General features: G+C 58.6%; 12 protein-coding genes. 1 reads left to right on the plus strand and 11 read right to left on the minus strand.

Translation table 11 applies throughout. The features are described from left to right. Positions 1–23: 23 nt before the first annotated feature. Together groL and groES are read right to left on the minus strand one after the other, a co-directional pair. The gene (gene groL, locus PYR65_RS23600) at positions 24–1,649 is read right to left on the minus strand and encodes a chaperonin GroEL (protein WP_276121176.1); all 1,626 of its coding nucleotides are present in this window, start codon (positions 1,647–1,649) and stop codon (positions 24–26) included. A gap of 67 nt (positions 1,650–1,716) precedes the next feature. Beyond that, on the minus strand, positions 1,717–2,013 hold the full coding sequence (gene groES / locus PYR65_RS23605; RefSeq protein ID WP_276121177.1) for a co-chaperone GroES: 297 nt from the start codon (positions 2,011–2,013) through the stop codon (positions 1,717–1,719). Positions 2,014–2,632: 619 nt separating this feature from the next. On the opposite strand from groES, the gene PYR65_RS23610 reads away from it, so the two are divergent. Further along, on the plus strand, positions 2,633–2,857 hold the full coding sequence (locus tag PYR65_RS23610) for a hypothetical protein (RefSeq protein ID WP_276121178.1): 225 nt from the start codon (positions 2,633–2,635) through the stop codon (positions 2,855–2,857). Positions 2,858–2,918: 61 nt separating this feature from the next. Here the strand turns inward: PYR65_RS23610 and PYR65_RS23615 are convergent, their stop codons facing one another. From PYR65_RS23615 to PYR65_RS23655, 9 genes are all read right to left on the minus strand, one after another. Continuing rightward, the gene (locus PYR65_RS23615; RefSeq protein WP_276121180.1) at positions 2,919–3,719 is read right to left on the minus strand and encodes an ABC transporter permease; all 801 of its coding nucleotides are present in this window, start codon (positions 3,717–3,719) and stop codon (positions 2,919–2,921) included. Beyond that, on the minus strand, positions 3,716–4,906 hold the full coding sequence (locus PYR65_RS23620) for an ABC transporter permease (RefSeq protein WP_276121181.1): 1,191 nt from the start codon (positions 4,904–4,906) through the stop codon (positions 3,716–3,718). Before PYR65_RS23620 ends, PYR65_RS23615 begins: the two co-directional genes overlap by 4 nt. Before the next feature lie 35 nt (positions 4,907–4,941). Then, positions 4,942–5,994, minus strand: coding sequence for an ABC transporter substrate-binding protein (locus PYR65_RS23625; protein ID WP_276121184.1), 1,053 nt, complete (start codon positions 5,992–5,994; stop codon positions 4,942–4,944). 68 nt (positions 5,995–6,062) lie between these two features. Beyond that, complete coding sequence (locus PYR65_RS23630; RefSeq protein WP_276121185.1) at positions 6,063–7,163, minus strand: ABC transporter ATP-binding protein; 1,101 nt, start codon at positions 7,161–7,163, stop codon at positions 6,063–6,065. A 96-nt stretch (positions 7,164–7,259) separates the two neighbouring features. Then, entirely contained in the window at positions 7,260–8,918 is a 1,659-nt protein-coding gene (locus tag PYR65_RS23635) for an amidohydrolase (protein ID WP_276121186.1), read from the minus strand. Positions 8,919–8,999: 81 nt separating this feature from the next. Continuing rightward, positions 9,000–10,676, minus strand: a complete 1,677-nt coding sequence (locus tag PYR65_RS23640; RefSeq protein ID WP_276121188.1) for an ABC transporter ATP-binding protein — start codon at positions 10,674–10,676, stop codon at positions 9,000–9,002. Positions 10,677–10,685: 9 nt separating this feature from the next. Beyond that, the gene (locus PYR65_RS23645) at positions 10,686–11,525 is read right to left on the minus strand and encodes an ABC transporter permease (RefSeq protein WP_276121189.1); all 840 of its coding nucleotides are present in this window, start codon (positions 11,523–11,525) and stop codon (positions 10,686–10,688) included. Continuing rightward, a complete protein-coding gene (locus tag PYR65_RS23650; RefSeq protein ID WP_060637274.1) occupies positions 11,522–12,493 on the minus strand; it encodes an ABC transporter permease in 972 nt (323 codons plus the stop codon). Before PYR65_RS23650 ends, PYR65_RS23645 begins: the two co-directional genes overlap by 4 nt. Positions 12,494–12,562: 69 nt before the next feature. Continuing rightward, complete coding sequence (locus PYR65_RS23655) at positions 12,563–14,110, minus strand: ABC transporter substrate-binding protein (protein WP_276121191.1); 1,548 nt, start codon at positions 14,108–14,110, stop codon at positions 12,563–12,565. Between the last annotated feature and the right edge of the window lie 97 nt (positions 14,111–14,207).

A 14,207-nucleotide genomic window follows, 5' to 3' on the forward strand; every position in this document is an offset into this window, starting at 1 on the left:
GGCATTTTCGAAACGAAAATGCGTTACATCATGCCGCCCATGTCAGGCATGCCGCCGCCAGCCGATTCTTTCTTCGGCAGTTCGGCAATCATGGCTTCCGTGGTGATCAGGAGAGAAGCAACCGAAGCCGCGTTCTGCAGGGCTGTGCGGACAACCTTGACCGGATCGACGATACCCATGGTGATCATATCGCCGAATTCGCCGGTCTGGGCATTATAGCCGTAGTTGTCGGTGTCGCTTTCAAGGATCTTGCCGACGATGATCGAACCTTCGTCACCCGCGTTTTCAGCGATCTGGCGAACCAGCGACTGAAGTGCCTTGCGCACGATATTGATGCCGGCGGTCTGATCGTCATTTTCGCCCTTGAGATCGAGAACGATCGAGGCGCGCAGGAGTGCTGTACCGCCGCCGGGCACGATGCCCTCTTCGACCGCAGCGCGCGTAGCGTTCAGCGCGTCGTCGATACGGTCCTTCTTTTCCTTCACTTCGATCTCGGTCGCACCGCCGACACGGATGACGGCAACACCGCCGGAAAGCTTGGCAAGCCGTTCCTGCAGCTTTTCCTTGTCATAGTCGGATGTGGTTTCCTCGATCTGTGCCCTGATCTGCGCCACGCGGCCATCGATCTCGGCCTTCTGGCCTGCCCCATCGACCAGGATTGTATTTTCCTTGGTAATGGTGACCTTCTTGACGCGGCCGAGCATGTCGAGCGTGACATTTTCCAGCTTGATGCCGATATCCTCGGACACGACCTGACCTGCGGTCAAAACCGCGATGTCCTCCAGCATGGCCTTGCGGCGATCGCCGAAGCCCGGAGCCTTGACGGCAGCAATCTTCAGGCCGCCACGCAGCTTGTTGACGACGAGCGTCGCAAGCGCTTCGCCTTCGACATCTTCCGAGATGATCAGCAACGGCTTGCCGGTCTGCACGACGGCTTCCAGCACAGGCAAAAGTGCCTGCAAATTGGAAAGCTTCTTTTCATGCAGCAAGACATAGGCATCTTCGAGTTCAGCCACCATCTTTTCAGGATTGGTCACGAAATACGGGCTGAGATAGCCGCGGTCGAACTGCATGCCTTCGACGACTTCCAGCTCGGTTTCGGCAGTCTTGGCCTCTTCAACCGTGATGACGCCTTCATTGCCGACCTTCTGCATGGCATCGGCAATATATTGGCCGATTTCGGTTTCGCCATTGGCGGAGATCGTGCCGACCTGGGCCACTTCCTCGGACGTGCTGATCTTCTTGGCCTTGGCCACCAGCCCCTTGACCACTTCCGTTACGGCCAGATCGATGCCGCGCTTCAGGTCCATCGGGTTCATGCCGGCAGCAACCGCCTTGGTGCCTTCGCGAACGATGGCCTGGGCGAGCACGGTCGCCGTCGTCGTGCCGTCGCCGGCGATGTCATTGGTTTTCGAGGCCACTTCGCGCACCATCTGCGCGCCCATGTTTTCGAACTTGTCTTCGATCTCGATTTCCTTGGCGACCGTTACACCATCCTTGGTGATGCGCGGCGCGCCATAGGATTTATCGATGATGACGTTGCGGCCCTTGGGGCCGAGCGTGACCTTGACGGCGTCCGCAAGAATATCGACGCCGCGCAGCAGCTTTTCGCGCGCGTCACGGCCGAATTTGATTTGTTTGGCAGCCATAGAAAGAACTCCCGGGCGCATCGCCCAATGGTCTTCATGAAAGGGAAATGGATGGGCGAGGCTGAGATCAGCCGATAACACCCATGATGTCGGCTTCCTTCATGATCAGAAGGTCTTCGCCGTTGAGCTTGACTTCGGTGCCCGACCACTTGCCGAACAGGATGCGGTCGCCGGCCTTGACGTCGAGCGCGATGATCTTGCCGGCCTCGTCACGGGTGCCGGTGCCAACGGCGACGATCTCGCCTTCCTGCGGCTTTTCCTTGGCGGTATCCGGAATGATAATGCCGCCCTTGGTCTTTGCTTCGGCTTCGATACGGCGCACGACGACGCGGTCGTACAGCGGACGAAAATTGGTATCAGCCATGTCTATATTCCTTTTGGGCGCAGCCGGATGGCGTTTCCCCTGCGGGATGAATAGCACTCTCCATTTGGGAGTGCCAGCATTCAATGCTCCCGCTGCCAAGAATTACAATTCCTGTGTGCTCGAATAATTAAAACATAAATCCGGTTTTCTGTGCTAAAGGATCGAATATCCGATTTATCACGGGAGTCCGGCGATGAAATCACTCTTCGATTCCATTTACCAGTTTCAATATGTGCTTTTCTTCATTCGCTGGACGCTGACTTTGTCTTTGGTTCTCTGCGCCTATATCGCGTTTTCCAGTGCGTATTTCTAGCCGGACAGCGCGTTTCAACTTGGTTTTCATGACGAAAACACCAGCTCCCGACCTTCCGGAGCCAAGCCCCGAAAGACCAGAAACATGATCAAATTTCGCCCTAAGACTGAAGCCGAGCTGAAGCAGGAAGACGTTCCAGCGCCAGACAAGCCAGTCACCGTCAAGCCTGCAGATCCGAAGAAGCGCGCGAGCGACTGAAGACCTGGTCTCCCGTCAAAGGGCTGCAATGCTGGGCCGGGAAGCACCGCAGACACTCCACATCTATGACAGGCCCAGCGGCTTGGCATGCACCGAAAAGGAAATTTCATGAACGTTGATTTTGCCATTACCGGACGCTTTGTGCACGAGATCAAAGCGGTCCTTCAATCCGTGGGGATCAACGAAGGGACGGAGTATGATGCGGTGCCCTTCAGCCCCGCAAGCCGCGCAACCGGCCACCACACTTTTGCATTTCACAACAAGCAGGCCGCAACACAGGCTGCGGCAACATGGGAAGCGCATGTCAAGCAGCGCGTGCTCCTGCAGCGTTGATGGACCAATGCCGCCGGTGAAAACATCGGCAGAATGACGGGGTGTCAGGACAGCTCATCTGTCACCCCTTGGACTTTGGCGACACTGCCAGTGACAGGATCATGAACAGCGTTGCCAGCAGCATGAGAACGCCGGCGGCCGCCAGAATGGCCGGGGTCATCTGTTCGCGGATCATCGTGAACATTTCACGCGGCAGGGTGCGCTGACCGGGCCCCGCAACGAACAGTGTGACCACCACCTCATCCAGCGACGTGGCAAAGGCAAAGAGGCCGCCGGACATCATGCCGGGCGCGATGACCGGAAGCGTGATCCTGCGGAACGTCATTGCCGGGGTTGCACCAAGACTTGCGGCAGCCTGAAGCAGCCGCCGGTCGAAGGAGGCGAGTGCGGCACCAGTGGACACGACGACGAACGGCACTGCAAGTGTCGTGTGGGCGAGGATCAGCCCGGTCATTGTTCCCGTCAGCCCCATCCTTGCAAAGACGAAATAGATGCCGACGCCGATCACCACGGCAGGCAGGATCATTGGCGCGACCAGCAGGAATTCGATCAGCCTGCGGCAGGCAAGTCCGGGCTGGGAAAGCCCGATGGCGGCGGCACTGCCGAGAATGACGGACAGGACTGTCGATGCGACGCCGACGATGAGGCTGTTTGTCAGGGCCGCCATCCAGCGGGGAGAGTTGATGAACTCCGCGTACCAATCCAGCGTCCAGCCGCTTACCAGAACGGTGATGTATTTATCCTGACTGAACGACAGCACCAGCACGAGGACAATGGGCGCTGCCAGAAAAACCAGCACCAGCCAGCCGAACATGGCGTTAAGACGATCAATCAGCGGCGTTTTTTTCCTGGACTTGATCATCGGGCACCTCCCTGAAAGCGGCGGCTGAGGCTTGTCTGGAGCAGATAGAGCAGTCCGGTGGCAATGAGCAAAATGACGCTGAGCGCCGCCGCCATGCCCCAGTTCTGCGTAGCGGTGGTGAACTGTGCGATATAGTAACTGATCATCTGGTCGGCCGGTCCGCCGAGCAAAGCGGGGGTGATGTAGAACCCGAGCGTGACGATAAACACCATCAGGCTTCCGGCCATCACGCCGGGCATGATCTGCGGCAGATAGACTTTCAAAAATGTCATGGCAGGTCCGGCCCCCAGCGACGACGCCGCCATCAGCAGCCGTTGATCGACGGAGCGCATCGATGCCAGCAGCGGAAAGATCATGAAAGGCAGCATGACATGCGCCATGGCGACGATCACCGCGCCGCGATTGTACATCAGCGAGAGCGGGGTTTCGATGATGCCGAGCGACAGCAGAACCTGATTGATCGCGCCCCTGTCCTGAAGAATGATCATCCATGCGGTGTTGCGCACCAGTGCCGCCGTCCAGAAAGGCAGGAGCACGAACAGCAAGAGGATATTGCGCAACCGGTCATATTGCCGCGCAAGGTAAGAGCAGAGCGGAAAGGCCAGGAAAAGGCAAACCACGGTGACGACGATGGCCATGACGAAGGTCCGGGCCATGATGCCGGTGTAAAGGCTGCGGTTGAAACTGTCCTGAACTCCTGTCTGATAATCGCGTTTCTTGTCGATGGCAGCCAGCAGAAAGTAATCCGTCACCGGCCCGACGGCGCGCTTCATGGCCTGCCAGGTTTCGCGGTTCTGCCAGAGTGGATCGTTGAAGGCGGTGGCCGGATCTGTCTTCAGCTTTCGCTTGGTACTGGTCAGCAGGCTTCGAAAACCTGAGCCCTCATAGGAGAGCCTGCGGGCCACAGCCGCAAGTTTCTGCGGCTCCACTTGATCGAGGTCTGCGCGCGCCGCATCCAGCAGCGAGGACGGCGGAGCGCTTTTACCATCCCAGGCAGCAAGCGCTCCGCTCAAATTCGGCAGGGTTTCCACCAGTTCCGGATCGGACACAGACCGGGTGAGAATGAAGCCGAGCGGTATGGCAAAGGTGAGGAGCAAGAGCAGCGCGAGCGGTGCGATCAGGGCGTAAGCCTTGAGCTGCGCCCGCCGGCGGATATTGGCGTTGCTATCCGTGATCACACTGCCCATTGTCAAATCTCCCCGATCTCTGCGTGACTATCCGATTACTGTCCGGCCCAGGCCGTCCAGCGCTCCGTCAGCGTGTCGATATGATCGATCCAGAAGGACGCATTGAGCGTCATGACGTTTTTCGCATTGTCCGGGAAGGTGGGCAGATACGGCGCGGTTTCGGGATCGACCTTATCGATTGCGGATTTCATGCTGACGCCGATCGGCTGGAAGGAACTGAGCCTTGCCTGCGCATCCGGATTGGTCATGAATTTCAACAGGCCATAAGCCTCTTGCGTGTTCGGCGTCGTTGTCAGGATCACCCAGCTGTCCGTTGTCGTCAGCGATTGGTTCCAGACGATTCCAAAGGGCAGCTTGTCCTTTCGGATCGCGTTTACCAGGCCGCTATGGTAGGACGACGACATGGCGACGTCGCCTGCCGCCATCATCTGCGCAGGCTGCGAGCCGGTTTTCCAGAACACCAAATTGGCTTTGATGCTGTCGAGCGTCTTGAAGGCCCGGTCCACGCCTTCCGGGGTCGCGAGCAGAGAATAGACATCGGCTGGCGCTACGCCATCCGCCATCAGCGCGATTTCCAGATTGCCCTTCGGGCCCTGGCGCAAAGCACGTTTGCCGGGGAATTTTTGCAGGTCGAAAAAATCGGCCCAGCCGCCGGGTGCTGCATTGCCGTCTTTCTTGTCGAAGCCCAAAACGAAATTGTAGGATCCTGCCCCGATACCGCATTCGTGGACATTGCCGGGAAGGAAATCATCGGGATTGGCGATCGCGGCCACGTCCAGCTTCAGGAACAGGCCTTCCTGACATCCAAGTTCCAACTCCTCGGATTCGACCTGCACCACATCCCAGCCGCCATCGCCATTGGCGGTTTTCGTGCGAAGGATGCCGATGCCGCCATCCCAGCTGTCTTCGAGAACCGGCTTGCCGATCGCCTTGCTGTAGGGATCGAAAAAATTGAGGCGCAGTTGCTCCTGCAAGGCGCCGCCCCATCCGACGACCGTCAGGTCGCGGGCAGAGGCCGTGCCGGACAGCAACAGGATTGCTCCGGCGACGGCGGCGGAATAATGGAAGAATTGATTGACCTTACGCATGCTTAAATCCCCTTTTATCGTTATTTGAAAGGTACCTTTTGAGGTGCGGTAATCTGTTTTTCTGGCGTCTAGATCGCCTCCAGCGCCCTGACTGCCCCTGCAGCGATGTGGACGTGGAGGATATCTCCCTTGGCCGGTGGTTGCGGAAAGTCTGCGGGATTGGCTTTCACATCGATGGCCTGCATTCCCGTCAGGAGACGCACCGAGATATGATCGCCGTGGAAGATCGTGCCTGCGACGACCGCCTGGATCACCGCATTGTCCGGGCCGTTGCTCGCTGTTTTCGCCAACCGGATATTTTCAGGCCGGATCGCGGCGGTGACCGCCGTGCCGATGCCGGCCGGGCAGCCTTTGGGAACCGTGGCCCAGACCTGTCCGGGACAGGTGGAGAAATCCAGGAGGACGCGGTTGCCTGCTGCAGCTTTCACCTTGGCCGGAATGAAGTTCGTCTGCCCCAGAAAACCGGCGACGAAACTGTCGGCGGGCTCGTTGTAGAGATCGAGCGGCGCGCCGAGCTGAGCGATCTTGCCCCTGTCGAAAATGGCGATCCGGTCTGCCATGGTCAGCGCTTCGTCCTGATCATGCGTGACGTAAACGAAGGTGATGCCGACGCGGCTGTGCAGCGCCTTGATTTCCTGCTGCATGCTCAGCCGCAGGGATTTGTCCAGCGCACCCAGCGGCTCGTCCATCAGGACCAGGCGCGGCCGATAGACCAGGGCGCGGGCGAGTGCGACGCGCTGCTGCTGCCCGCCCGAAAGCTGCGCTGGTTTGCGATCCGCGACCTGGGAAAGCTGGATCAGATCCAGCGCTTCGGCAACACGGATCTGGATCTCGCCAGCCGGCATTTTTCGCGCCACCAGCGGAAAGGCGATATTCTCAGCAATCGTCATATGCGGGAAAAGGGCATAGCTCTGAAACATGACGCCCATGTCGCGCTTATAGGGCGCAAGCGGCACGATGTCCTTGCCATCGACCAGAATGCGCCCCGCTTCCGGCGTCTCAAACCCCGCCAGCATCATCAGCGTGGTCGTCTTTCCTGAACCGGAGGGGCCCAGCAGCGTCAGGAATTCACCGGTCTTGATGGTCAGCGACAGATTATCGACAACCCAGCTCTTGCCGTCATAGGTTTTGCTGACCCTATCAAAAGCAACGATATCAGTGCTTTCCATTCCCGTCCTCGTCCTGTTTGTCATGCGGCATTTCCCGGTGCATCGTTATCGCGTGCGGACATCGTCTCAGCCACGCTGTAAAAGCTGGCGCTCCACTCAGTCGGCCTGATAAACCGGCTGACCGGCAAAATAGGTGGTGAGCACCTTGGTCCCGGCGATATCCCTGGCATCGATCGAAAATATATCGCGATCAAGAACGATGAAATCCGCAGCTTTGCCGGTCTCGATAGACCCGGCACTGTCTCCAAAGCCGATGCTGCGCGCCGCGTTGATGGTGTAAAGCGGCAAAGCCTCTTCAAGGCTGATCGCCTGCTCGGGCCGGAAAACACCGGGATGTCCACGCCAGGGGTCTTCCCGCGTGATGAGCGCCGATAGTCCGGGCCACGGATTTGGAGATGGGACGATCGCCGGCCAATCGGAACCGATGGTTACAGTTGCACCCGATCGGAGGATATCTCCGACGGGCCAGCAGCGATGGCCACGCTCCTCGCCCAAAAGCTGAATATTTCCGCTCAAGATTGAACTTGGAAACCACATGGGCGGGCAGATATCGGCCAAGACGTTCAAGGACGATAGCCGCTTTATGTCCTCGTCATCGATATAGGCGAGGTGCGCGATGGAATGTTGCGGCCCGTCAAAACCATTGGCGGCACGCACCTGCTCTATCGCGTCCAGCGTGGATGTAATGGCCAGATCGCCGATCGCGTGAATCTTGACACGGATACCCTGGGCATCCAGCGGCAAAATCAGATCGCGCAATTCCTCAACGCTGTAAAACGGTGCGATAGACTGCGCTCCGCCATTCGCCGGCCCATAGGGAGCCTTGAATGCGGCGGTGATCGACCCCGGAACACCATCCATGAAATATTTCACGAAATCGACATTCACATAGTTCGAGGCATAGTCGTGCCGGTGCTCGATCACGGCAGGTCCGATACCATCCCGTTCAGGGGTGATGAGGTTATCGGTCGAGATGAATGTCGCGACCCGAACCGTCAGCTCGCCGCGCCTGTCGGCATCGCTGAACGCCTTCATGGTCTGCGCCGATGTTACCGCATGGGCGAACCCCGTGATCCCGCAGGAATTGAAAAGGCCCCCGGCATGCCGGATGACCATGTCAATTTCACCCTGTGACAAATCGGGCATGGCTTCGAAAACCAATGCGCTCGCTGTTTCCAGAAGGAGACCAACGGGTTCGCCGCGATCGTCGAGCACGATGCCGCCATGATCTGGAACTTTCGTGTTGCGATCGATCGCGGCGGCGCGCATCGCGGCGGTATTGACGAAAAGCGTATGGCAGCTGATATCCCGAAGCACAGCCGGGCAGTCACCCGTTGCCTCATCGAAGCGCTTCAGGGCATCGGGGTGCGAGAGGACCGGCAGCAGCCTGCGTCCTTCCCAGCCACCACCCTTCAGCCATTGCCCTTCTGGAAGAACGGCCGCTGCGGCGCGTACGCGTTCCATCAGCTGGTCGAAATCGTCGCGCGGGGAAAGGGCGAGTTCGAACAGGGCTGCGCGTGCGCCTTCAAACGCATGGCAATGACCGTCAATCATTCCAGGCAGCACGATGCGTCCGGCGAAATCGAGAACCCGGGTGGCGTCGTCAATCAGGGGCGCAAGTTCGGCAAAAGACCCCGTTGCCACGAACTGACCATTTCGGATCGCCACAGCGTCAACCCAGGGCTTGTTGGGGTCGAGCGTATAAATCCGTGCATTCCGGATGACGAGCTCGGCCGTAGCGAGGTTTGACGACATGCACATTCCCTTTTTTGCACTGAGTTCAAAGCTTCGTTCGAGGCGCGGATCGCAGCCCCGGCAGCGGTCGCAACGTGCTTTTCACTGCCGCATCATGAGGATCTCACCTTCCCTCACGCGCCCTGGGATCGCTGCAATCAGGCTCTGCGTATAGGGATGTTCCGGCGCTCCGAAAATGGCCGCACCCGAACCGGTCTCGACGACCTCGCCTCGCCGCATGACCATGACGCGATCGCAGATCTGAGCGGCAACGCGCAGGTCATGGGTGATGAAAACAAGCGAAAGATCGAGTTCCTTTTTCAGCGCCGTCAAAAGATCAAGCACCTGCGCCTGAATGGACACATCGAGCGCTGAGACGGCTTCGTCGGCAACAATGATTTCAGGCTTGAGCGCCAGCGCCCTGGCGATACCGATGCGCTGACGCTGGCCACCGGAAAACTCGTGCGGGAAACGGTTCATGCTTTTCGCCTCCAGGCCGACCATCTCCATCAGCTCTGCCGCACGCCTGAGCGCCTCCGTCTCATTCTCGCCATAGGCAATGGGGCCGTCGGCAATGATGCGGCCGACTTTCTGGCGTGGGTTGAGCGAGGAATACGGGTCCTGAAAAATCATCTGGATGCGGCGGCGCACGGCGCGCAATTCGGCGCCATCCAACCGTGCCATGTCCTTGCCGCCCAAGAGGACGCGCCCGGACGACGGCATCTGGAGGCGCACGAGGCAACGGCCAACGGAGGATTTGCCGGAGCCGGATTCACCGACGATCCCAAGCGTTTCGCCCCGTCCGAGCGAGAAGGACACATCTTTCACCGCGTGAATATCGCGCTGCCTGTTAAACAAGCCGCCGCCCGTGTGATATGTCTTGCTCAAGCCTTCGACGGTCAGAACGGCCGGCATTGCCACCGTGGTCTCGGCACCTGACTGCAGCGCCGGAATGGCGGCAATCAGCTTTTTCGTATAGGGATGCCGGGGAGAATACAGCACCTTTTCGGCCGGGCCGCTTTCCACGATGCGGCCAAGCTGCATGACAGTGACATAATCGGCGATCTCGGCGACCACGCCAAAATCATGGGTGATGAACATGACCGCCATATTGCGGTCCTTCTGCAATCTGGCGATGAGTTTCAGGATTTGCGCCTGCGTCGTCACATCCAGTGCAGTTGTGGGTTCATCGGCGATCAGGACCTGGGGTTCGAGCGCCAGGGCCATCGCGATCATCACGCGTTGGCGCTGACCGCCGGAGAGCTGGAACGGATAGGATTGCGCCGCCCGCTCCGGATCAGGCAGGCCCACCTCGGTCAAAAGCTCCAATGCCTTTGTCCGGCGCTCTCTGCGCGTCAGCCTGTTATGGGCTTCAAAGACCTCTTCTATCTGAGCCGAAACCTTCATGAGCGGGTTTAGCGCCGACATCGGCTCCTGGAAAATCATGGCGATGCGGTTGCCGCGTAGATCATAGAGTTTTTCCGGTGGCTCTTTCAAAAGATCCACGTCTTCCAGCAGGATCCGGCCTTGCGCGACGCGCACCGTATCCGGCAAAAGCCCCATCAGTGCGTTGGCGGACATCGACTTGCCCGAACCGGATTCGCCGACGACGCAGAGTATTTCCCCCGGGTAGAGTTTGAAATTGACCCGCTCGACAGCAAAGGCACGGTCTGCTCCAGCCGGCAGCGCGATGGAGAGATGCTCGATGCAGACCACCGGGTTGGGGCGGCTTTTGGTGTGTTCGGGATGGATGATAGGTTCGTGGTTAAAGCCGGTCATCGATCCCTCCTATTTGCCACGCCGGTGCAGACGCGGATTGAGGGCGTCATTCAGCCCCTCCCCGATCAGGTTGAGTGCCAGAGCCGTGAACAGGATTGCAGCACCGGGAAAGAAGCTCACCCACCAGGCTTGCCGGATGACGGTTCGTCCCGCACCGATGATGTAGCCCCAGGACATGACATTGCGGTCGCCGAGGCCAAGGAAGGACAGGGAACTCTCGATGAGGATCGCTGCCGCAACCATCATCGAGGCGAGCACGATGATCGGCGAGAGCGTATTGGGCAGGATCTGGCGCCAGATGATCGTCCAGTGCCCCTGACCGGACAGAACGGCAGCCTCGACAAACTCACGGGACTTCAAGGACATGACCTCCCCCCGCAACAGGCGGGCCACAGGCGGCCAGGACACAAGGGCGATGGCTATGACGATCGATGCGATGGACGGCTGGAATATCGCAACCAGGACCACGGCGAGGGTGAAACTCGGAGCAGACTGGAAAAACTCGGTGAAGCGCATGAGAATATCATCGACCCAACCGCCGAAATAACCGGCGGCAGCACCGATCGGAATGCCGATCAGGAGAGAGACGGCCGTCGAGACGAGACCGACAAGCAGCGAGACGCGTGCGCCGTGGGCAATGCCGGCGGCCAGATCACGGCCCATCGGATCGGTTCCAAGCCAAAATCCATCCATCGTGAACGGCGGGATGAACGGACGCTGCACCATGGCCCAGGGCGATTTGGGAAACACAAAGGGAGCGGCGGCGGACAGGACGATCACAAGGCCGAGAATGACGACGCCGAGCACTGCGCCCTTGTTGCACGAGAAACGTTTCCAGAATTCCTTCATGATGTCACCCGGATTCTCGGATCGACGATGCGATAGAGCACGTCTGTGATCAGATTGAAGAGAAGCACCATCGCGGCGGACATGATGAAGACGCCGAGCAGGAGATTGTAATCGCGCTGCGATAGGGCATCGAACATCAGGCGGCCGATGCCCGGCCAGGCAAAAACGGTTTCGATCAGGACCGCGCCGCCGACGAGCTGACCGGCCTGGAGACCAGCGAGCGTCACGACCGGCAGGATCGCATTGCGAAGGACATGGCGGCGCTGAACCACCGCCGGGCGAAGGCCCTTGGCTTTGGCAGTCTTGACAAAATCCATCGTATTGACCTCCAGCATCGAGGCCCGGGTCATGCGTGCATAGATCGCCATGAAAAAGAGCCCGAGCGTCGAGGCCGGCAAGATGAGATGCTGCAAAATGTCCAGCATGCGCCTGACACCGGTATAGCCGGCGCCGACCGTCTCGTAGCCGAACCCAGGAAGCCATCCGAGCTGGACCGAAAACAGCAGGACAGCCATCAATGCCAGCCAGAAGAGCGGCGTTGCATAGAACAGCAGGGCGACTGTCGAAATCAGCGTATCCGACCAGCGGCCCTGCCGCGCGGAGGCAAATGCACCCGCCGCAATGCCGAGTACGAGCGAAATCACGAAGGCTGCAACCGACAGCATCAAAGTCGCCGGCAGCCGGTCGATGATCAGGTCGAGGACGGGAACCTGCTGCCGGTAGGAATAACCGAAGTCGAATTTCACCACCGAAGAAAGATAGGCAAAAAGCTGCATGTAGAGCGGTTTGTCGAGACCGAAGCGCTCGCGCAATTGCTGCAGGAAAACTTCATCCGCCGCTCCAGACTCTCCAGCCATAATCGTTGCCGGATCGCCGGGTGCTGCCCGGATCAGGAAGAAGTTGAGGATGGCGATACAGAGGAGGATAAGAGCGGCTTTGAAAAGCCGTTCGGTAATGAACCGTGCCATGGCGTGATCCCGTTGATGTTGCGGCTGGAAAACCGGCAGCTGAAAGGGCGGCCGATAGGACCGGCCGGATCATTTCTCGATATAGACATCGCGCATGGCATCGGAGATGCCATTTGCCGTGGTCACGACATTCTTGAATTTACAATTGGAGAGGATGGGAAAGCCCAGTTCGAGCAACCACGCGACAGGCGCATCTTCGAGGATCTTCGCCTGGACCTGGTCATAGAGTTTCTGCCGCTCGGATGCCGGATAGGCAATGGCTGCCGCATCGAACAATGCATCGGCCTCAGGATTGGAATAGCCCGCGACATTGTTGAACGGATTGCCCTTCATGATCTGCGATGTCTTGTAGTGACGGTCGCCGCCGATGGCGGGATCGCCATATTGATAGACAAATGTGAAGGCCAGATCGAAATCCCAGTTCGAGACGCGCTGATTGTAGCTCGCGGTATCGCCCGTTTGAATTTCGACGGGGATACCGATCTCTTCGAGGTTTTGTTTCACGGCCTCGGCCCAGCGCTGCCAAGTCTCGCCATAGGGCGTGGGCAGCAGCCGCAACGGTCTGCCATCATAGCCGCTTTCCGCCAGCAGGGCTTTGGCCTTTGCAGGATCGTAGGAATATTGCGGCTCCTGCTTGCTGTAGAACGGCAGCAGCGAGGAGAAAGGACTTGTGGCTATCTTTCCATATCCGTTCCAGAGAACGTCCTTGGCGAAGTCGCGATCGAGCGCAAACTCGACGGCCTGGCGGAACTTCAGGTTGTCCATGGGCGCGACGCGGTTGTTCATCCAGATCATGGCGAGCGGCGCGTTATATTCTTGTCCCTTGTCGGTAATGCATGTGTTGGGGAGCTGCGACAGGCGCGGAATGTCAAAGTTCTCGACCGATCCCCCCGGTAAAATATCGACATTGCCGGTTTCATAGGCAATGGCCCGCGAGGCGGCATCCGGGATGATCTGATAGATTAGCTCGTCGAGATAAGGCTTTCCCTTGATGTAATAATCCGTGTTCCGATCAAGCTTGATGTAGGACCCCTTCTTCCACTCCGTCAGTTTGAACGGCCCGGTCCCGACAGGCGATTGATTGGCCGGATTTGCCGCATAATCGGTGCCTTCGTAAATGTGTTTGGGAACAATCGGCATGGTGGCGAAGGACAAAGCCCGGATGAAAGGCTCGAAAGGTCCCGTCAACGAAAAGACAACGGTTTTATCGCCGGGTGCAGTGACGCTCTTGACGCGCGTCATGATGTTGCGATGACGCGGCTGCGTTTTCGTCAGGAAGTCATTGACCGTGAACAGGACGTCTGCAGCCGTCATCGGCTGGCCGTCGTGCCAGATTATGTTGTCTTGCAGGTGGAACGTATATGTGGTGCCGTCCGGCGAGATGTCCCAAGACTTTGCCAGGGAAGGCATGGGATTGAGCTTCTCGTCGTAGCGCAGCAGGCCTTCGTAGATATTCCCGCCTATGTCGAGCGCCGGCGCATTGGTCGTGATGCCGATCATGATGCTGGGTGGTTCTGGTTGGACAATGAGATTGGCGACGCCGCCGGGAGCGGGCTCTGCAAGCGCGGTACCTGTCAACAGCGACACTATAAGCGGTAGAAATATCGTTCGGCGCATGATTTTTCCCCTTTTTAACTCATCTCTGCGTTGCCTGTCTTCGGGCTGAAAATGCCCGGATGACGGCAACGTTGCCTTCCCCAATCCATGCATCCGC

Origin of the sequence: Pararhizobium qamdonense, assembly GCF_029277445.1 — a bacterium.
In the GTDB taxonomy this organism is placed as follows: Bacteria; Pseudomonadota; Alphaproteobacteria; order Rhizobiales; family Rhizobiaceae; genus Pararhizobium; species Pararhizobium qamdonense.